The organism is Bacteroides sp. An51A (assembly GCF_002161565.1).
In the GTDB taxonomy this organism is placed as follows: domain Bacteria; phylum Bacteroidota; class Bacteroidia; order Bacteroidales; family Bacteroidaceae; genus Phocaeicola; species Phocaeicola intestinalis.
Genome location: NZ_NFIC01000003.1, coordinates 414,550 through 436,261, shown reverse-complemented (window position 1 = coordinate 436,261; position 21,712 = coordinate 414,550). Strand labels below are relative to the sequence as shown.

Annotated in this window: 17 protein-coding genes; 6 read left to right on the top strand and 11 right to left on the bottom strand. The window is 46.1% G+C overall.

The window, feature by feature from the left end:
- Positions 1-3: 3 nt before the first annotated feature.
- The 4 genes from B5G04_RS08040 to B5G04_RS08020 form a co-directional block, all read right to left on the bottom strand.
- On the bottom strand, positions 4-1,230 hold the full coding sequence (locus tag B5G04_RS08040) for a beta-ketoacyl-[acyl-carrier-protein] synthase family protein (protein ID WP_022040321.1): 1,227 nt from the start codon (positions 1,228-1,230) through the stop codon (positions 4-6).
- Positions 1,231-1,242: 12 nt separating this feature from the next.
- Positions 1,243-1,974: a 3-oxoacyl-ACP reductase FabG gene (gene fabG / locus B5G04_RS08035; protein ID WP_022040322.1), complete on the bottom strand. Its 732-nt coding sequence runs from the start codon at positions 1,972-1,974 to the stop codon at positions 1,243-1,245.
- Between the two features lie 508 nt (positions 1,975-2,482).
- Positions 2,483-3,094, bottom strand: a complete 612-nt coding sequence (locus B5G04_RS08025; RefSeq protein ID WP_087248194.1) for a 6-bladed beta-propeller — start codon at positions 3,092-3,094, stop codon at positions 2,483-2,485.
- Between the two features lie 85 nt (positions 3,095-3,179).
- The gene (locus tag B5G04_RS08020; RefSeq protein WP_087248196.1) at positions 3,180-3,482 is read right to left on the bottom strand and encodes an NVEALA domain-containing protein; all 303 of its coding nucleotides are present in this window, start codon (positions 3,480-3,482) and stop codon (positions 3,180-3,182) included.
- 186 nt (positions 3,483-3,668) lie between these two features.
- Here B5G04_RS08020 and B5G04_RS08015 point away from each other — a divergent pair, with 186 nt between their 5' ends.
- From B5G04_RS08015 to B5G04_RS08005, 3 genes are all read left to right on the top strand, one after another.
- Positions 3,669-4,751, top strand: coding sequence for an IS110 family transposase (locus B5G04_RS08015; protein ID WP_087396607.1), 1,083 nt, complete (start codon positions 3,669-3,671; stop codon positions 4,749-4,751).
- A 916-nt stretch (positions 4,752-5,667) separates the two neighbouring features.
- Positions 5,668-6,006, top strand: a complete 339-nt coding sequence (locus B5G04_RS08010; RefSeq protein ID WP_022040324.1) for a hypothetical protein — start codon at positions 5,668-5,670, stop codon at positions 6,004-6,006.
- Positions 6,007-6,122: 116 nt separating this feature from the next.
- Positions 6,123-7,940, top strand: coding sequence for a YgiQ family radical SAM protein (locus tag B5G04_RS08005; protein ID WP_087248198.1), 1,818 nt, complete (start codon positions 6,123-6,125; stop codon positions 7,938-7,940).
- A 61-nt stretch (positions 7,941-8,001) separates the two neighbouring features.
- Here B5G04_RS08005 and B5G04_RS08000 read toward each other — a convergent pair whose 3' ends face one another.
- From B5G04_RS08000 to nagB, 3 genes are all read right to left on the bottom strand, one after another.
- On the bottom strand, positions 8,002-8,685 hold the full coding sequence (locus B5G04_RS08000) for a DUF6198 family protein (protein ID WP_087210190.1): 684 nt from the start codon (positions 8,683-8,685) through the stop codon (positions 8,002-8,004).
- A 325-nt stretch (positions 8,686-9,010) separates the two neighbouring features.
- On the bottom strand, positions 9,011-10,996 hold the full coding sequence (locus B5G04_RS07995; RefSeq protein WP_087396634.1) for a glucosamine-6-phosphate deaminase: 1,986 nt from the start codon (positions 10,994-10,996) through the stop codon (positions 9,011-9,013).
- Positions 10,997-11,036: 40 nt separating this feature from the next.
- On the bottom strand, positions 11,037-11,828 hold the full coding sequence (gene nagB / locus B5G04_RS07990; RefSeq protein ID WP_087396632.1) for a glucosamine-6-phosphate deaminase: 792 nt from the start codon (positions 11,826-11,828) through the stop codon (positions 11,037-11,039).
- Positions 11,829-11,995: 167 nt separating this feature from the next.
- Here nagB and B5G04_RS07985 point away from each other — a divergent pair, with 167 nt between their 5' ends.
- Positions 11,996-13,198, top strand: a complete 1,203-nt coding sequence (locus tag B5G04_RS07985; protein ID WP_022040241.1) for an ROK family transcriptional regulator — start codon at positions 11,996-11,998, stop codon at positions 13,196-13,198.
- Between the two features lie 745 nt (positions 13,199-13,943).
- Here B5G04_RS07985 and B5G04_RS07980 read toward each other — a convergent pair.
- From B5G04_RS07980 to B5G04_RS07965, 4 genes are all read right to left on the bottom strand, one after another.
- Positions 13,944-14,111, bottom strand: a complete 168-nt coding sequence (locus tag B5G04_RS07980; RefSeq protein WP_013618916.1) for a 4Fe-4S binding protein — start codon at positions 14,109-14,111, stop codon at positions 13,944-13,946.
- Between the two features lie 121 nt (positions 14,112-14,232).
- A complete protein-coding gene (locus B5G04_RS07975) occupies positions 14,233-17,199 on the bottom strand; it encodes a glycoside hydrolase family 3 N-terminal domain-containing protein (protein ID WP_087396631.1) in 2,967 nt (988 codons plus the stop codon).
- 1 nt (position 17,200) lies between these two features.
- Entirely contained in the window at positions 17,201-18,046 is an 846-nt protein-coding gene (locus tag B5G04_RS07970; protein ID WP_087396629.1) for a metallophosphatase, read from the bottom strand.
- 13 nt (positions 18,047-18,059) lie between these two features.
- Positions 18,060-18,815: a 5'-nucleotidase gene (locus tag B5G04_RS07965; RefSeq protein ID WP_087249448.1), complete on the bottom strand. Its 756-nt coding sequence runs from the start codon at positions 18,813-18,815 to the stop codon at positions 18,060-18,062.
- Positions 18,816-19,014: 199 nt separating this feature from the next.
- Between B5G04_RS07965 and rplS the strand changes: the two genes are divergently transcribed.
- Positions 19,015-19,368, top strand: a complete 354-nt coding sequence (rplS, locus tag B5G04_RS07960; RefSeq protein WP_022040246.1) for a 50S ribosomal protein L19 — start codon at positions 19,015-19,017, stop codon at positions 19,366-19,368.
- Positions 19,369-20,983: 1,615 nt separating this feature from the next.
- Entirely contained in the window at positions 20,984-21,439 is a 456-nt protein-coding gene (locus B5G04_RS07950) for a hypothetical protein (RefSeq protein ID WP_087396627.1), read from the top strand.
- The last annotated feature ends 273 nt before the right edge of the window (positions 21,440-21,712 follow it).

Genomic DNA, 21,712 nt, shown 5'->3' with positions numbered 1-21,712 from the left:
TATTTATTTGTTTAACTTCTTAATAACCAATGCCGAATTTGTTCCTCCAAAGCCAAAAGAATTGCTTAATATAACATCCAACTCCATATCTATAGTCTTTGTAGCCAAATGCAACTTCTCCGAATATTCGTCCGGATTCATGAAATTAATGTTAGGAGCCACAAAATTATTCTGCATCATGACAATCGAATAAACCAGCTCGCTTGCACCTGCCATCCAGCATTCATGCCCGGTCATCGACTTCGTACTGGATATCCATGCATGTTTCTTGTCGAACAGACGGGATAAAGCCATCGCCTCTACCATGTCACCACGCGGTGTAGAGGTTGCATGGGCATTGATGTAATCTACATCGTCTGCCTCAATCGCAGCATCCTTCATTGCCCGCATCATGGCAAGTGCCGACCCTTCATCACTAGGCTGAGAGATACCTCCACCATTGCTGGAAAAGCCATAGCCGCATACTTCACATAAAATCTCTGCCCCCCGCGCCTTGGCATGTTCATACTCTTCAAGTACAAGAGCCGCTGCACCACCACTTGGTATCAAACCGTCACGGTCACGGTCGAAAGGGCGGGAAGCCTTGTCCGGCTCATCTGTCCGCATCGAAAAAGTACGGATAGCATCGAACGAGGACATTCCGTACATATTGACTTCCTGTGCTCCACCGCACAGAATCATGTCCTGCAATCCCTGCTTAATCAGCATATAGCCCAGACCTATCGAATGACTGCCGCTAGCACAAGCGGCACTTACCGTAAAGTTGATGCCACGCAAGCCAAAGATAGAGCACAAATTCATATTGACCGTAGAATTCATCGACTGGAAAATAGACCCGGAACCGACCAGTTCGGAGTCGTGTTTTTCCGCCATAATCTGATAACCTTTGATGACGGCCTCTGCTGTAGAATCGTTTCCGAAAATACAGCCCACCTCATTGCCTGCCAAATAAGAGCTGTCTACACCTGCCATCCGGAAAGCCTCACGGGCTGCCATATATGCATATTCGGCTTCTTCCGACAGGCAAGCCCGCTGACGGCGGTCAAGCAATCCTTTCAATTGGGGCTTTTCTACGATTCCCGTCAGAGGCGACCTGAATCCATAAGCGATACGGGCTTTATCAATACCTATACCCGATTTTCCTTCATACAAAGAACACTTGATAGTATCTATATCTGTACCGATGCACGTCCATGCACCGATACCGGTAACTACTACTCTCTTATTCATAAGCCCTATGCACTAAGTATACAAACCACCGTTTATCGAAATCACCTCGCCTGTAATATAACCGGCTGCATCCGAGCACAAGAATCCGACCAATGCTGCCACTTCTTCCGGCTTGCCGAAACGATTCATCGGAACCATCTTCTTCAGGTCTTCAACAGGCAAATCTTTGGTCATATCGCTTTCGATGAACCCAGGAGCAACGGCATTAACCGTCACATTCCGACTGGCAACTTCTTGTGCCAAAGCTTTGGTCGCACCTATCAACGCCGCTTTTGCTGCACTGTAATTTGTCTGTCCAGGCATACCTTTCAGTCCCGACAGAGAAGCCATGTTGACAATATGCCCTCCGTGTTTTCTCATCAGCATTTTAGGCAACAATTTCCGTGTCACGTAATAAAAACCGTTCAGCGAAGTATTGATGACATCATGCCAGTCCTGTTCAGGCATCATAAACATCAGGTTATCCCGCCGTATGCCTGCATTATTAATAAGGTATGCTATATAATCATCCGGATGGTTTTGTTCCCATGCATCCAAAGCCGCAGAGACTTCCTGCTCGTTTCCGACATCAAACTTCAGTAACTCTGCGCTTCCACCACGGGAAACAACCGTATCTAAAACCTCACGGGCTGCTGTATCATTAGACTGATAATTAATCAGAACCGGTATACCCATTTGCGACAGTGTCAGACAAACCGCCCGTCCTATCCCTCTTGAGCCACCTGTTACTAGAGCGTATTTCATATTTAATTGGCTATTTTATAAAAAAATTATTCACGCGCAAAATTATAAAATACCATTCAAAAGACAAAACTACTTATCTTCTTTTTCAGAGCAAACGCATCTAAATTATGCAGATTATCCTCAACGGCGGAAAGATTGTCTGAAGTAGTACTGCATCTGCCAATGAAGTATATATCCGTAGACGGATGAAGTATCAATTCATGGATTACTTCCTTTGTTCGTCCGCAGAAGCCGACTGCATGAAAAGTCCCTTACAGTCAGGACTGCTGTCCCAGCGGAATAGGACTACAGTCCTATATAGGGTAGGACTGCAGTCCTGGCTGCAAGGGACTGAGCGAGGACTGAACTGCTACGAACTGGAAAGTAGTATGCTGCCGGGAATTGATTTGCAATTCCATACTCACTGAATCCGCCTTGCAATCGTAATGCAGATACCGGTCAGTAGCCGGACACGCAATGCCAACCGTTTGAGAAGATATGGTATAAAACCGGTTCCAATAGGCAGAGACTACCGGATACTTTTCCTTATATTCCAACAGCATCTTTTACCATCAGCAGACATCCGCCAAAGGCCGCACGGACCATTATAAATGAAATCCGGTGTAAAACAAAGGAAACTGCCGTCGGGCAACAACGTTATATGATTAGCCATATATTCAGTCGTAATCGTACGAAGAAAATCACCGGCAAAAGTATATACATGAATTTTCCCCGCCACCTTATCATATACATACAAGGCTTCGGGATGACTGCCGACCATCAGACGGGTAACCGTAGTATATTCGCCGGGACCTTGCCCTTGCCGATGAATCTTATTAAGAAAAGTACCGTCTTTCGTAAAACGGTAAATAGCCTGCTGAAGCTGGTCGTAAACGAACAGGCAGCTGTCGGATGTACAGACCTGAACCGGCCTGCCTATCACCTCGCCCTTGGGAAGAGACAAAGGAATAATCTGCTTAGCCGACACAATATCAGCCAATGAAAGACATTCTTCCACAACCGAAAAATCCACATCGACCGAAACCTTGCATGATTCACTGTCCGAACGGAAAGAACGGGAACATCCACAAAGCAAAAATACTAAAATCACATACACATACTTCATCTTGTTTACTCTCATATTGAAATTAATATCACAGAACGCATAATCCTACAGCCGAATCATGCGTTCGATATAAATATTCTTCACAAAATCTCCTATACTATTAAGGACAAACATCCATCGCAGAACAAGCACTATATTTATTCGCAGTATATTTACAACAGGGCATTTCCGTATACATATGGAATTCAGGTATATACAGTTTGTATGTAGAAGCCATATAACCTTTTTTAAAGGTCTCTTCATTTCCATGATCCCCTCCTGTATTTTCATCCCTTGCCAACGCTTCCACATTGGCAAGAGCCAAGTCTGACATCATTTCTTTATTCTGCGCCTGATAAGCCGTTACACCTGCGACTACAGCCAAAGCGGCTGCAAACGTGATTTTCAATATATTCTTTTTCATCTTTTGCTAATTTTTATGTTATTATTGTTTTTCATTGATACCTGCGAAGCTGCAAATCACCGGTTTGCACATCTTCTGTTGTATTCTTAGTTCCTATGTTTGTAATGTGCTAGCAAAATAGCATAAAGCCAAGAGAATTATTAAATTTGTAAATGAAAGAAATAACTTAATAAAACCTATGACTTTATGCGTAAACAAAGTAACACATTAAATTTTGAAGGACAAAATATTTACGTAGGAATTGATGTGCATCTGAAGAGTTGGACAGTAAGTATTCTGAGCGGGCATCTCCACCACAAGACATTCGTTCAGCCCCCGAGTCCGGAAGCCCTGTCCTCTTATCTTCACGCGCATTTTCCCAACGGGAATTATCTGTCAGCCTATGAAGCGGGTTTCAGTGGCTTTTGGGCGCATTATAAATTGGTTGAAATGGGAATACAGAATATAGTGGTTAATCCGGCGGATGTCTCCACCAGCCAGAAGGAACGTCTTCAGAAGACGGATGCAGTGGACAGCAGGAAAATAGCCAGGTCTCTGCGTAACAATGAACTGACAGCCATCCATGTCCCTTGCAGGGAGACATTGGAGGTCCGTACCCTTTTGCGCAGCCGTGACGCCCTTGTCCGTGACCTGGCAAGAATGAAACAGCGCGTCAAGGCATTCCTGTATTATTATGGGATTGACTATCCTAAAGAATTCCAGCACAGCGGCACCCACTGGTCACGCGCTTTCATGAACTGGCTGCGTAACGGCATCCGCATGGATACGGAGGAAGGGGGTGCCGGTCTTTCCCTTTTGCTGGATTCCGTAGAGTCACAGCGCAGGCTTCTTCTGGAAGCGACACGGAAGCTGAGGGCGCTTTCCCGTTCAGACGGATATGCCACCGACTACGAACTGCTACGTTCCGTCCCGGGCATAGGCATGATAACGGCTTTGTCTTTACTCGCCGAACTGGAAGATATACGGCGTTTCGCCAATTCGGACAGGCTTGCGGGGTATATCGGCCTTGTCCCCACTTCCCACTCCACGGGTGAGAAAGACAATAAGGGGGAGATGACCTTCCGGGGGCAAATGCAGTTAAGAAGCAAACTGATAGAATGCGCATGGTTCGCAGCCCGGATTGACCCGGCCTTGAACATGGCTTTTTCAAAGCTGACACGGCGGATGGAGCCTAACAAGGCCATTGTGCGGATAGCCCGAAAACTGTTGAACCGGATCTTTTATGTCTTGAAATATAAAAGGAGATATAAGAATGAGACAGTTGAATGACACGATGGACAACAACTATATGAATGACCGCTGACAGTTTCTTGCAGCCATCAGGTCTGCTTTCTTTAGAATGCGGCATTTTACTTTAATAGGACTGAAAAGGAACATGTGACCGGGAACTTCCCGGTTCACTGATAGAAGGTTGTCCATATAATAAGTTCCGGCAAGGAAAACGGCAGGTTTTCTTAGCCATGTAGCGATATCCGTAACACAAAGGGACAGGACCGATGTCCCATCCCTCAACAATGTTACGGCGTAACGCAGGGAGTCTATTGCTGGCAAGTTGCTCCTCAGCAGAGCTTGCGTCCTCTTCAACTCCTTGATTACAAAGCTAATGAAAACCTTTAATAAAATAAAAAAATTCTCTGGATATTTGGATTACAACATAGAAGAAGCTGTTTTGAATTTCTCCAAAAAGTTTTTCTTGGCTTGATGTATCCGTTTCCGTGTGTGCTTTGGGTGATTTTTTGGTCCTTTGCGCGGTATGAAAATGTGCATTTTGTATATGCCACGTAGCAGAGACGATGTGCACATCGTCTCTACAAAAGCGGTGCGAAATGTTCAAGAAAATGCACAAATTCATACCGCGCATGGTATAATATCAAAATAGTAAAGAGTAAATTACAATATGAATACCGCAATGAGCCAATGTAGGGACGGTGTCCGCCCGCCCGTATGCGCCTGCGTGGATGTATTCGGGCAGGCAAACCCTTCCCTACAAGTTAATTGGCAAGATGCGGAATTCATTAAAATATTCTACGTGCTGATTGGGGGTAAACAGGTGAAAAACACGTCTTATCGGCATCAGGAGACGTACGCCTCACCATGTATATGTGAAAAAATCCGCTCAAGAATACACAGAATAAGAAAAAACGGTTATCTTTGCTTTACATTAACCTCAAAAACGACAAATATCATGTTTACAATTCAAGCAAACCCGTCCGGCACACGGACTATGGAAATATCAGAAGAACACCTGAAAACCATTGAAAAATATGCCTTGTTCCAACACCTGATAGACAGCAACGGCATTGTAGACGAATCGGTTCTGGACAAACTGAAACTGAACGTGCGTTCGCTCATCGTTTCTTCTGAAGGTAATTGCAAAGACCTGCTCGACCTGTGCATTGATGTGATTTATCACAACAACATGAAAGCATTTGGCCTGTATCAGCTTATCCAGCTGTACATCAAATGGCAACGTGAGCAGGAAGGCAGCCTTAGCCCCGAACTGCTGAACGAACCTCTGAACTGAGAAACTGTTTTGAATTTCTACATTCACACGGAGGGCACGGAGATAAACAGATAAACAAAAAGAGAGTCTTTCTGTGTCCTCCTTATGATGAAAACCTCAAACCCTGAAATCTCCCAATGACAAACAAAACCTATCAACTGACAGACTGGCTACCTACGACAAAAAAAGAAGTGGAACTGAGAGGCTGGAACGAACTGGATGTCATCTTATTCAGCGGAGACGCGTATATCGACCATCCTTCGTTCGGTGCTGCCGTCATCGGGCGTATTCTGGAAGCAGAGGGACTGAAAGTAGCCATTGTGCCCCAACCTAACTGGCGTGACGACCTGCGTGACTTCAAAAAGCTGGGGCGCCCACGCCTGTTCTTCGGTATAAGCGCCGGAAGTATGGACAGCATGGTAAACAAATATACTGCCAACAAACGGTTGCGGAGCGAAGATGCCTATACCCCCGACGGAAGACACGACATGCGGCCGGAATATCCGAGCATAGTATATACACGCATCCTGAAAGAACTGTATCCGGATGTACCCGTCGTGCTGGGAGGTATCGAAGCATCCCTGCGCCGCCTGACGCATTACGACTATTGGCAAGATAAAGTATGCCCTTCTATCCTGATAACTTCAGGTGCCAATCTGCTGATATACGGCATGGGCGAAAAGCCCATAACCGAACTGTGCCGGCGCATGAAAACATGCGGCACGCCACTACCCACCGACATTCCACAAACGGCTTATCTGGCCGACCGGAAAAGTTTTGCAGCAGAAGAAACAGACCTGCACCTCTTCTCGCATGAAGAATGCCTTGCCGACAAACGTAAACAGGCGCAGAACTTCCGCCACATCGAAGAAGAATCGAACAAATATGAAGCATTGCGTATTTGGCAGGAAACAGGCGATAAGGTAGTAGTCGTAAATCCACCTTATCCACCCATGAGCCAAAAAGAACTGGACTATTCGTTCGACCTTCCTTATACACGCTTGCCTCATCCGAAATACAAAGGCAAGCGCATCCCTGCATACGATATGATTAAATTCTCGGTCAATATCCACCGGGGATGTTTCGGAGGCTGCGCATTCTGTACCATATCGGCACACCAAGGAAAATTCATCGTGAGCCGAAGCAAGGAAAGCATTCTGAAAGAAGTAAAAGCAATTACAGAAATGCCCGACTTCAAAGGTTACCTAAGCGATTTGGGCGGACCATCTGCCAACATGTATGCCATGCATGGCAAAGATGAAAAGTTGTGTCACAAGTGCAAACGCCCTTCGTGTGTGCACCCGAAAATTTGTCCGAACCTGAATACCGACCATCGCCCGCTACTGGACATCTATCACAGCGTGGATGCCTTGCCCGGCATCAAAAAGAGTTTCATCGGAAGCGGAGTGCGCTACGACCTGTTATTACATCAAAGCAAAGACCCTGAAGTAAATCGGAGTGCAGCACAGTATACGCGCGAACTCATCGTACGTCATGTAAGCGGACGGCTGAAAGTAGCTCCTGAACATACAAGCCCACGGGTATTGGACATCATGCGCAAACCTCCGTTCGAACAATTCTATGAATTCAAACGAATCTTCGACCGCCTGAACCGTGAATTGAACCTGCGCCAACAGATTATTCCCTATTTCATCAGCAGTCATCCCGGATGTACAGAAGAGGACATGGCCGAACTTGCCGTCATCACTAAAAAGCTGGACTTTCATTTAGAACAGGTACAAGACTTTACACCTACTCCCATGACTGTCGCAACAGAAGCCTGGTACACAGGTGTGCATCCATACACACTGGAACCCGTTTTCTCGGCAAAAACACAGAAAGAAAAGTTGGCGCAACGTATGTTCTTCTTCTGGTATAAGCCTGAAGAACGGCGCAAAATCATTGCCGAACTGAAACGGATAGGGAGAAGCGACCTGATAAAGAAACTGTATTGATACTGTTCTGCCCCCAAAAGGTGTGTCAAGACAAACAGACACACCTCCAACACTCAGCTGTTTATTTATGCAAAATACGTACTGGCATCAGCCGGTAAAGCATCTTGCGGGTCATGATTTTATGATTCAAGAAATTCACAATATAACCAGTAATAAGTGCTGCTACAACCGAGCCTTCACGTACTCCTTCAATACTTCGAGTAAAACCTAACGAAAGAAGCACGGCTATCAGAACCAACGTTACATCGAAACCAACCTTTACATTACCGAATTCCTTATGCAAACGGCGAGAAAGATATTTCACTGTTCCTTCAGCACTCATCATCGCTACCTTAGGCTTGATTTCGAACACCACACCTACCGACTGAACCAGACATCCCGTCAACAAAACTCCTATTGACATCAGGTAACCCGTAGTATGCAACTCTGAAGTAAGCCACATGTTCAAATCAATAAATGCAGAAAATACGAACGACAAGGGTATCTGAAGCAAGATTTCTACCACATCTTTGCGCGTACCGTACCTACCCCGGATAAGCCAAAGCTGAATCAGTACCATCAGCATATTGGTGATAAATGTCCATGTTCCCAAGGTAAGCGGAGTATTCAGACTCAACACGTAATTGGTACTGGAAATGGGGGTGGTTCCTAATGCCGAATGCACAATCAATACGATTCCCATTGCCAAGAAATACAGACCTAAAATAAAAACCAAATACCTTTTAATCAAACTTTCCTTTTCCATATCGCTTTATGAAACTATTTATATTTGCATGCAAAGGTACTGTTTTTCTGGGAAAAACGGATAAGACATTCAGAGTTTGTGGAATAAAAAAATCGGGTACAAGGACACTTTTCTATTTAATAAATGTCCGTAATTAGCCAATCCGTTTGAGTTGCAAACGCAGTAGTACTGCGTTTGCCGATGAAGATATATTCGTAGGCGGATGCAGTATATATTCAACCGCGAATGCAGTATATATTCATTTTTCAGGGGTATATATTGGCTAAAGGACATTCATTTCTATTTACGGTATCCTTGCGTCCCGATTTCTTCTCTTATTGTTTCGTTACAACGGCTTATACTCTACAAAAGCCTCCATCGCCTCGTAGCAGGCAAGCCCCAATTTGTCGTAAAGCGAAGCTGTGCCACGGTTGCGGTCTTCGCTGCGTTGCCAGAAGAGGCGCTCGTCATTGCCCAGGAACGGGGCACTCTCCATCTGAGACTGGTGCTTCAGGATGGAATTCCGTTTCGCACGAAGCTCTTCGGGACTGAACGGCACAGCCATCTCGATGTTCTCGATTTCCCATTCCGCCCATGCCCCGCGGTACATCCAGATGCGGCAATCCTTCAACCATGCGGCACCGGCATTCTTTTCCTCGTCAATAGCTGCCAGTACGGCATCGGTGCAGACACGGTGCGTGCCATGGGGGTCGGCAAGGTCGCCGGCTACATAAATCTGGTGAGGCTGCACCTCCTGCAACAGCTTCTGGACGATTTGCACATCCGTCTCGCTAATGGGGTTCTTCTCGATGCGCCCCGTCTCGTAGAAAGGAAGGTCGAGGAAATGCACATGGTCCAGCGGGATGCGGTTATACGTGCATGCCGTGCGTGCCTCTCCCCTACGTATCAACCCCTTTATGGTCAGGATGTCACGCGTGTCGATGTCGCCTTCCTTCTTCTGAAGCAGGAACTGCTTGATGTCGGCATACATCTTGCGGATGGTCTCGTTCTGATTCTCATCAAAAAGCTGGTTGAAACCGTTGATGAAGTGCATGAAGCGTACCACCTCCTCATCGCCTACGGCAATATTGCCCGAAGTCTCGTATGCCACATGCACGTCGTGACCCTGCTGCACCAGACGGCGGATGGTACCGCCCATGGATATCACATCGTCATCGGGATGCGGAGAGAAGACGACCACACGCTTGGGGAACGGCTTGGCACGCTCCGGACGGTAGGTGTCATCCGCATTGGGCTTGCCGCCGGGCCAGCCGGTGATGGTATGCTGAAGGTCGTTGAATATCTTGATGTTCACATTATAGGCAGAGCCGTAAAGCACCAGCAGCTCGCTCAAGCCGTTCTCGTTATAATCCTTGTTGGTCAGCTTCAGAATCGGTTTTCCGGTCAAAAGGCAAAGCCATACGATGGCACTCCGGATCAGCTTGTCGTTCCATTCGCAGCTAGTCACCAGCCACGGGCGCTGGATGCGCGTCAGGTGTGAAGCAGCGGGCAAGTCGATGCAGACGGTCGCATTCTGGTGCATCTGGAGGTAAGAAGCGGGAAGCGTATCCGAAATCTTATCCTCTACCGCCTGCTTGATAATATCGGTCTTGTCATCACCCCAGGCAAGCAGATACACACGGCGGGCTTCCATAATCGTATTGATGCCCATCGTAATGGAACAAGGAGGCAGGTTGTCCACGCCCAGATTATGCGCCGCTTCCGAACGGGAAGTACTGTCCACAAATATCAGGCGCGTAATGGAAGCCGCCGTAGAGCCGGGCTCGTTCATGGCGACATTCCCTTCCCTGCCGATGCCCATCAGGACGATGTCCAGTCCGCCGTAGGTCTTGATGCGCTGTTCATACAGCAGGCAATGGTCTATGACCGCATCCTGCGGAATCGTGCCGTCCGGAGTAAACACGTTCTGCCGGTCGATGTCCACCTGGTTCAGGAAAAGCTCATTCAGCTGGCCGATGCTGCTGCTCCCCTGCTCTGATAAAGGATAGTATTCATACAGATTAAATATCACCGCATTACGGAAGCTGACGCCTTCTTCCTTATGGCGGCGCACCAGTTCGGCGTAAAGCGGACGGAGCGAAGCCCCCGTGCCCAAAGCCAATGTACAGAACTTGCCGTCATGCTGGCGTTCCTGTATCTTGCGGATAACCTCATCGGCAATGCACTTCACGCCTTCGTCTACTGTTTCATAGATGTTGGTAGGGATTTTTTCAAAACGGGTCAGCACGGAGCGGTCAATCGTATTCTCCGGCTTGTAATATCGGGTAGACACCCTGTTAAGGGATATCTGCGAACTCAAATTGGTTCTCATGGCTATAATTTATAATTAATAATTAACAATTAACAATGGATTACAGGTTGTTGCGCTCGATGTCCTTGAAATAGCGGTATGTGCCCACTTTCAGTTCGTCCGTAGCCGCCTCATCGCATACGATGATGCCGTGGCGGTGCATCTGCAAGGCACTGATGGTCCACATCTGCGTTACGCTTCCTTCAACGGCATGATGCAAGGCACGCGCCTTATTGTGCCCGTTGCAAAGGATCAGTACCTCTTTGGCGTCCATTACCGTGCCCACCCCTACGGTCAGCGCAGTCTTGGGGACCTTGTCCACATCGTTATCGAAGAAACGCGAATTTGCCACAATCGTATCGGTGGTCAGCGTCTTCACACGGGTACGCGAAGTCAGGGAAGAACCCGGCTCGTTGAACGCGATGTGGCCGTCAGGACCGATGCCGCCCACAAACAGGTCGATGCCCCCATACGAAGCAATCTGCTTTTCATAATTCCCGCACTCAACCTCCAAGTCGGAAGCGTTCCCGTTCAGGATATGGATGTTTTCCTTCGGAATGTCAATATGGTTGAAAAAGTTGTTGAACATAAACGAATGGTAGCTTTCCGGATGCGATTCGGGAAGACCCACGTATTCATCCATATTGAAAGTCACCACATTGCGGAAAGACACCTTTCCCTCTCGGTTCAGTTCAATCAGCGCCTTATACATGCCCAATGGGGAAGAGCCCGTAGGCAAGCCCAATACAAAAGGACGTTCGGAAGATGGCTGGAACTCGTTTATCCGTTTTGCCACATAGTTGGCAGCCCATTCAGAAAGAGACCGATAATCTGATTCGATAATAACTCTCATAGTTTTTCCAGATTTAATTAATATATTTGTAACAAGAATCCACTTTGCATGTTAAACCACTGCAAAGATATTGGGAATTATGAATAAAACAATCATTATACAAAGTAATTATCGATTGTTTTTTAAATTTTTAATTAACCGGATTTCCATTTTTAAAAACACCGCTTATGAAAGAACAGCTATTAGCAGACATCCAAAAAGGTTCGAAAAGTGCTATTATGAAAAAGCATATCATTACCTATTTAATATATAATGAAAATTCGACCATTACCGACCTAGCCAAAGACATGGACTTAAGCATTCCTACTGTAACAAAAGTAATAGACGAAATGCATGAACAAGGCTACATTGATGAATATGGGAAATTGGAAACGAGCGGTGGAAGACATCCAATTCTTTATGGACTAAACCCTGATTCGGCCTATTTTATCGGCGTATCCATAACGTGGAACAGCCTGCATATCGGTCTCATCAACTTCAAAGGTGATTTACTGAAACTACAAATGGGTATCCATATCGAACGGCAAGACACAATGGCATGCATTGACAAAATCTGCCGACACATTGAAACCTTTATTGATGGACTCAGCATCAGTAAAGAGCGGATTATACACATCAATGTAGCTCTGTGCGGACGGGTGAATCCAGAACTGGGATACAGTCACAGTTTCTTCAACTTCGGCGAACGCCCTTTAGCAGAAATATTGACAGAACGTATACACATCGAAGTTTCTATCGAGAACGATAGCCGCGCCATGTTGTATGGCGAATATATCAAAGGAGCTCTAAAAGGTTCGCGCAATGCTCTTTTTATCAATATAGACTGGGGACTGGGCATGGGTATTCTGATAGACGGGAAATTATACAAAGGCAAGTCTGGGTTCTCGGGCGAATTCGGCCACACCTATGGGTATGACAACCAGATTATCTGCCATTGCGGCAAAAAGGGATGCCTGGAAACTGAAAATTCCTGTTCGGCTCTCTACCGCAAATTCATCGAACACCTGAAAGCAGGCGAGACTTCGATTGTCCTGTCTGAAAAGTCCATCGAAGACATTACCTTGGATGATATATTCAATGCCATAGGCAAAGAAGACTTACTTGCCATTGAACTGGTAGAAGAAATCGGACAACAACTGGGGGTGCATATCGGTAACCTTATCAATATTTTCAATCCTGATACAGTTATCATTGGAGGGGAAATGTCGAATGCAGGCGAATTTCTGTTACAGCCCATCATTACCACCGTACGAAAATACACACTTAGCCTGATGAGCCGCGATTCAGAAATCATTTTGTCAAAACTGAAAAGCCAGGCAGGTATCATAGGCTCATGTCTATTATCGAGAAGCCGGATGTTTGAAGCCTGACCCAAAATCGGGTAGGAGGTAAATGCTAATCATAGAAAGGCATTTGCCTCCTACTTTCACATTTACCGACCTCCCACACCACCGTACAAGCGGTTCCGCATACGGCGGTTTCGCGCTTTCTCATCTCACGATGTGTGGCAAGTTGTTTTCAGCCATCCCTCGGACTAGCGTCACTCCTACTCTATTGTCGGATTCCGTCCTATCGTGGTGAGTAGGGAAGCTCCTTTCGGACATCTGACTACAAAAGAGTCTCAAGGGTAGCAGTCATTTACTATTGCACTGCGCGATTCGGTCCTTCCCCATAGACACACGTGTCTTAGGTACTATAACCTCTGCTGACTTCTCACGGCAAGCTTTACTCCGTCAGGGCACATCGAATGGGTACGTCTTCGCCATGCGTCCGTGAGACCTCCTCGGATAAGGGCATTGTCTTTCCATCTTATGCCTACTTCATTTACACCGACCGTTCCGAATAGCTATCGGGCTTTGGTTTGTGTAGAAACCTTACCCACGGTCAAATGCCTTGTATGAAGTTTCTGTTCGTTAGACCAGATGTTTGCCGCCGGCTTCCTTCAGATTCCACCTCGCGATGGACACCCTTGCCTTGGGCTATGTGATTCCCGCTATTAGGGCTCACTCGGGACTTACACCCGTTAGACAATGCTCATGCCGAGCGTACTACAAAAGAGGATGCACTCCAAAAAGAGAACATCCTCTATAAATTTTAAAACCGACGATTTATCGATTATCCTTGGTGGATTGCTTCAGAAGGACATACATCTGCGCAAGTACCGCATTCTGTACACATATCCGGGTTGATAGAATATTTGTCACCTTCAGAGATTGCGCCAACCGGGCATTCATCGATACAAGTACCGCAAGCGATACAATCGTCACTAATTACGTAAGCCATTGTTGTAAAAGTTAAAAGTTATTATTAGTACTAATTTGATAATGCAAAGGTAACTTTTTTATGTGAAGTTGTAACGTCTACATAGCAATATTTGATTAATTTGTACATAGTCTAAATAGAATCACCGCTTTATAGACTGATACATTGCTTGTTGCATACGTGTACGTATATTCAGCTTAGTCAGATTCTTATGATTGAATGCACGCGGATAAGTGCGGTTGCTCAAGAAAACAAAGACCAAATCGTTTTCCGGATCTGCCCAAGCACAAGTACCAGTAAAGCCTGTATGCCCAAAAACCCCTTGCGGAGCTTCAGCCGCACACGGGCTATGCTCTGGATGCCCGGTATCAGGCTTGTCGAACCCCAGTCCTCTCCTGCTCTCTTCCGACTGTAAGGTAATGAATAAGTCGCATGTAGCCCTACTCAGGTAACGATGCCCTCCATACACTCCCCGATCCAACAGCATTTGAAAGACAGCTCCTACATCATGTGCCGTCGAAAAAAGTCCGGCATTACCTGAAACTCCTCCCATGAAAGCTGCAATCTCATCATTTACATACCCTTGCAGTTCTGTTCTACGCAAAAAGTCTTCAGCCGCAGTAGGCACAATCTGCGATTTATCAAACCGATGCAAAGGATTGTATGCCGTATGCACCAAACCCATCGGCTTATAGAATACACTATCCAAATACACATCCAATGCAACGCCTGCAACAGATTCCACTAACTCTTTCAGCAACATAAAGTTCAAACAACTATACCGGTAAGAATGTCTTTTCAAAGGTATATCTGCCAATTGCCGGTTTATCTCTTTCCGAAAATCAGCATTCAAATACAAGCTGTCGGACAAAGGCAACACATACTTCCCTGTGCGTACAGAAGAAACCCATTCTTTTTTATAAACGAACCCGGTACAGGCATACAGGTTTTCATCTACTTGCAACGTGTGATACCGGTCATACTTTTTACGAAACAAACCTCCTTTACATGACTTCGAATCAATAGCTTCCTTATAGAAAGCCCAGTAAGCAGGCAAACCAGATTCGTGAAACAACAAATCCTGGACAGTAATACGCGATTTCCGTGTATCTTCCAACATTGGCAAATACTGGCTCACCCGATCGGTCAACCCGAATTTACCTTCGTCATACAATTTCATTACAGCCAACAATGTACCGGTCACTTTACTCAAAGAAGCCAAATCATATAAATCATTTTCTTTCACCTTGCGCGAACCATCGTAGGTAAATGTTCCGAAGCATTTATTATAGACAGGATATCCATCCTTCAATATCAGCACATGACATCCGGGATAAGCCTGCGCATCAATCCCTTCCTGGGCTATTGTATCAATACGTGCCAATATACGCGAATCCATACCAAAATCTTCAGGTGTATACAAATAGGGGCAATCAGGGTCTATTGTTATGCCTACACCTGCTTGACACCAGCCGGGAATACCTACCGACAAACGTCCTGTCACCTTGTCTCTGCCTGTCATGACCTTTGCTACATAACGTTGAACTGCTTCTGTTCCGACATGTGCCTGAACAACGGCCGAAGCATGCTGCAAGACAGGAAGCATAGTCTTCAAATCCTCCTGAGGAACAAAAGAAACGACCACCAGTGGTTTATCGGCTGCCAATTCCTGAAGAAACGGCACATAAGATTCATAATCTTTCTGATGCAATGCCACGATAACCTGCTGTGCCGTGCGAAGCCGCTTACGAATGGACTGCAACGAATCCACACGTGCATGTACCCAATTGATTGTTATCGATTCCTGCAATCCGTTGTAAAAAGGATAAGAATCGACTATCGAAGGAGAAATGCTCAACAAGACATTACCTGACAAAGCCAATTCCAACGGAAGCATTTCCAGCGAGTCCTTCAGTACTGTAACAGCTGCTTTATCCAATGCCAGCAGCAAGCTGTCTGTTTCAGGAATGCGTATACGAGACTTCAAATCTTTTTCATCCACCACCGGGCGCTGACTTAGACCCAATGCATATTTAAAGGTAAGTACCTTCCGGCATTTCTCGGTAATCACCTCTTCGGTAAGCAGGCCTTTCTTTATAGCATTCATTACTCCAGTCATTTCCCGCTTTAAATTACGTGGAGCCAACAACAAATCGTTTCCGGCCAAAAGTGCCTGTGCACACACATCGTCCGCCTGACGGATACCTCGCATTTCGAGCGCATCGGTAAAGACTAGTCCGGAGAAATGAAACTCATCCTGCAACATAGTGGTTATAATATCGGAAGAAATAGAAGCCGGCTTCTCCTCCAATTCAGGAACTTGCAGATGCCCGACCATCATACCACTTACTCCCGCATCTATCGCCCTACGAAATGGATACAACTCAATAGAATCCATACGGGCACGGTCAAAAGGAAGCACTGGCAATGCCTTATGCGAATCGACATCCGTATCACCATGTCCGGGAAAATGCTTGCAGACAGCCAACACACCTCCATCTTCCAAACCGCGTGCATAAGCAATAACTTTCCGTGCCACTTCTTTGGGGTTACTCCCGAAAGAACGGGTATTGATGACTGGATTTCCCGGATTATTATCCACATCCGCCACAGGAGCGAAATTAACCTGCACCCCTATTTCACGCAACTGACGTGCCACCTCTCTCCCATAACGATAAATCAACGAATCATCCTGAACACATCCCAATATCCGGTTTTTGGGAAATTCGGGCGTATCTTTCAGACGCATAGCCAATCCCCATTCACCATCAAAAGTAATCAGCAAAGGGATCCGGCTCCATTGCTGTGCCAAGTTAGTCAATTGCACCTGCTGGTCTATCCGCCCCTTGGCAAACAACAATCCACCTAATCCATATTCCTCAATCGCTTTCCGTATCTGGGCTTTGTTGCGCGGAGCTGTAACAGGATCTACCGTATGGATAAACAGCTGTCCGATTTTCTGTTTCAATGTCATCTCCGACAACCGGCTTTCTACCCATCTGCGGCACGCTGCCGTATCTTTCACCTGGCTCAATACCGAAGGCATCGTGTGAGCCTCTACCCAGACAGACAACAACAAGCATATATATAAAACGACCGCCTTTCTCATCTCAGTTCTTTTGCAAAGTCAACACCATTTTTCCTATAAAAGCGGCATGCTTTCCCATTTGTTGCAAAGGCACTTCCACGCCATCCAGATTCTTATAATATTCAGGTTTCTCAAAATAAGAATGCGAATGTCCGCCCAATACTACATCGATATTGCACGTATTCTCTATCAGTTCCACATCCGAATAAGGCTCTCCTTTCCAACCCAAATGAGAAAGACAAATCACCAAATCACACTTCTCCTGCATTTTCAGCAGGTCAGCAATCCGTTGTGCTTCAGAGACAGGATCCTCAAACTTCACATCACCATACGATGCTTTTGCCACCAAACCTTCCAGTTGCGCGCCCAACCCGAACACTCCAATCTTAATGCCATCCCGATGCAACACAACATACTCTTTCACCAAACCTTCCAGCACAGTACCCGTCACATCATAATTGGCACATACAATGGGAAACTCTGCCAACCTGAACAAACGCGCCATATTCTCCAAACCGAAATCGAACTCATGGTTCCCGATAGTACCAGCATCATAACGCATCTCGTTCATCATGCTGATTTCCACTTCTCCCTTATATATATTAAAATAAGGTGTACCTTGCGAGAAATCCCCACAATCGAAAAGCAACAAATCAGGATGGATTTCACGCTGCTGGCTGATAAAAGTAGCACGTCGCACCATACCGGCTTTCCCTGCCAGCAAGGTATCCTGGTAATTTTCAGGAAAAGGCTCAATACGACTATGCATGTCATTGGTATGAAATAAATAAATCTCCTTGGTTGACTGGGCTGCTGCTGTAACCACAAGCAAACATACCCATAAAGAAATAAGACACAATTTTTTCATTGCTTAATCTGTATTATTGTTCAACAATCCGCCCTTCCACCTTCGCATCAACACACTTGCCCAAAGCTTCCATCTTTTTCACATAATCGATGAACAAATCCCGCAAAACAGCATTTTCCGGTTCAAGCTTACCCACAGCTTCTTTAAAGGCTGACAAGTGATCATTCCCTTCGGCCAAATAGTCAATGGTAGCTACCTGATAGTCCTTTTCCGGGTCAATGTCCTTTCCACCGACTTTCGCACTCAGCAGATTGCCCGATTCCGATATGACAAGCCTTGCTCCACTTAGTCCTTCTCCATGTACCCCAGCCATCTGCCTGAACAGTTCCTGCAAGTCTTTCCCTTTCAATGTCACTACCACCAAATGGTTTTCGAACGGAGTGATTTCATAAACCGATGCAACCGTTACCTCCCCTTCATTCAGCAGACTGCGTATGCCTCCCATGTTCATCACGCCCACATCTGCCGGCATACCGGTTTTAACTTCCGCCGCCGTACGCAACACGTCTGCTAACAGATTCGACAAAGGCGATTCGGGACGGTAAACTTCCAACTTCCGTGCCGCATGGCCGATTACCGGCTTCATGATGCTATCCACACCCTCCTGGTAAGGCTGCAACATACGCCACGCTTTCATATCTTGCTCCACATCGTATGCTTTTGTCACAGGTACCCTTTCTCCTTCTACCGACACCAGCGAATAGCCTGAACTACATGCCGTTAAAGCTAGGGCTACCACATACATGCCATAACATAATCTTTTTTTCATATTGATTGTCTGTTTATTTCCAGTCAAAGTTAGAAAAAAAGCCGACGATGCCCAAATTTTCCTTCAAAATAAAGCGAAAAGGCTTTGCCATGTCGCAAAAAATCACTTACTTTGCACCGCTTCCGCGCAATCGCTGTCAAGAAGAGTTACTTGGTATGTTGCGTTGGGTACGATAAACAATTTAATTTCAAAAAACAAGATGGATTTAATTAAAATTGCAGAAGAAGCATTTGCTACTGGCAAACAGCATCCTTCATTCAAAGCAGGTGACACGGTTACAGTAGCATACCGTATCGTCGAAGGTAACAAGGAACGTATTCAGATGTATCGTGGTGTAGTTATCAAAATCTGTGGACACGGCGAAAAGAAACGCTTCACCGTACGTAAAATGTCTGGTACAGTAGGTGTAGAACGTATTTTCCCCTTGGAGTCTCCGGCTATCGACAGCATTACTGTCAACAAGATTGGTAAAGTGCGTCGTGCTAAATTGTACTACTTGCGCAAACTTACCGGTAAGAAAGCCAGAATCCAGGAAAAACGTACAAACTTATAATTCGGATTCGATTGTTTCCTATCGGGTAGGAGGTAAATGCTAATCATAGAAAGGCATTTGCCTCCTACTTTCACATTTACCGACCTCCCACACCACCGTACAAGCGGTTCCGCATACGGCGGTTTCGCGCTTTCTCATCTCACGATGTGTGGCAAGTTGTTTTCAGCCATCCCTCGGACTAGCGTCACTCCTACTCTATTGTCGGATTCCGTCCTATCGTGGTGAGTAGGGAAGCTCCTTTCGGACATCTGACTACAAAAGAGTCTCAAGGGTAGCAGTCATTTACTATTGCACTGCGCGATTCGGTCCTTCCCCATAGACACACGTGTCTTAGGTACTATAACCTCTGCTGACTTCTCACGGCAAGCTTTACTCCGTCAGGGCACATCGAATGGGTACGTCTTCGCCATGCGTCCGTGAGACCTCCTCGGATAAGGGCATTGTCTTTCCATCTTATGCCTACTTCATTTACACCGACCGTTCCGAATAGCTATCGGGCTTTGGTTTGTGTAGAAACCTTACCCACGGTCAAATGCCTTGTATGAAGTTTCTGTTCGTTAGACCAGATGTTTGCCGCCGGCTTCCTTCAGATTCCACCTCGCGATGGACACCCTTGCCTTGGGCTATGTGATTCCCGCTATTAGGGCTCACTCGGGACTTACACCCGTTAGACAATGCTCATGCCGAGCGATCGGGTAGGAGGTAAATGCTAATCATAGAAAGGCATTTGCCTCCTACTTTCACATTTACCGACCTCCCACACCACCGTACAAGCGGTTCCGCATACGGCGGTTTCGCGCTTTCTCATCTCACGATGTGTGGCAAGTTGTTTTCAGCCATCCCTCGGACTAGCGTCACTCCTACTCTATTGTCGGATTCCGTCCTATCGTGGTGAGTAGGGAAGCTCCTTTCGGACATCTGACTACAAAAGAGTCTCAAGGGTAGCAGTCATTTACTATTGCACTGCGCGATTCGGTCCTTCCCCATAGACACACGTGTCTTAGGTACTATAACCTCTGCTGACTTCTCACGGCAAGCTTTACTCCGTCAGGGCACATCGAATGGGTACGTCTTCGCCATGCGTCCGTGAGACCTCCTCGGATAAGGGCATTGTCTTTCCATCTTATGCCTACTTCATTTACACCGACCGTTCCGAATAGCTATCGGGCTTTGGTTTGTGTAGAAACCTTACCCACGGTCAAATGCCTTGTATGAAGTTTCTGTTCGTTAGACCAGATGTTTGCCGCCGGCTTCCTTCAGATTCCACCTCGCGATGGACACCCTTGCCTTGGGCTATGTGATTCCCGCTATTAGGGCTCACTCGGGACTTACACCCGTTAGACAATGCTCATGCCGAGCGTACTACATAAAAAACCGATACTCTACATGGAGTACCGGTTTTTTTATATCTTTACGACGGTTGACGCAAGCAACAGGGAAACGGCAGGCACATAGCTGCACCGCATAGTCAATATAGCTGCATTGCCGGTACGATTAGTAATCGTACAAACAGACGATTAATAATTGTACAGCCATACGATTACTAATCGTGCAAGCATCGCAGATATGTCCCTTGCGGAGAGACAGATACGTTGAACATTAAATCAAACTGATTATGATAAAATACAGCTTAGTAATGCGTGGCAAACCGGGTAATCCGGAACTTCCGAAACGGGCTTTCGCTTCGGCGCAGAGTATAAAGAAAATGTCGCTGGAAGAGGTGGCAAAGTACATAAAACAACATGGTTGCGCATATAGCGTAGGCGATTTCCTCGCCATAGCCGACATGTTAGCAGAAGCTACGGCAAACCTGCTGAAAGAAGGCTATCGCGTAGAATTGGACCAGCTTGGCGAATTTTATGTCACACTGGATTGCGAAGGCGCAGAAAGCATGGAGGCTTTCCGTCCGGACGAACACATCAAAGAGCTGCGGGTTCACTGGACACCCAGCGACGCCTTTAAAGACCTCCGCCAAGGAACAACATTCGAGGAAACCGTAGACCGCCGCACGGAACGCAAATTATTGCGGGCGGAACGCAAAGGGGAATCTACATTGGAGCTGAATAAATGAAAGAACTGCGCATTTTGCAAATAAACACAATACTGAATCCAACGCTATTTTGATTCAGGCTTACACGCAAATAAAATCATTTCATAAGAGGGTGTGCCCGAAATATAAAATGGCACGCAGATAACACTGATATAACAGACGAACACAGATAATTTACAACTGAAGGAACCTGTGAGAAACTATTAAATCAGTGCCATCTGCGTGCCATATATCTGTTAAATTTGCCCACACAGCAAAAAATATTTACTTTTGGAGAAATAATACTCAACAAAC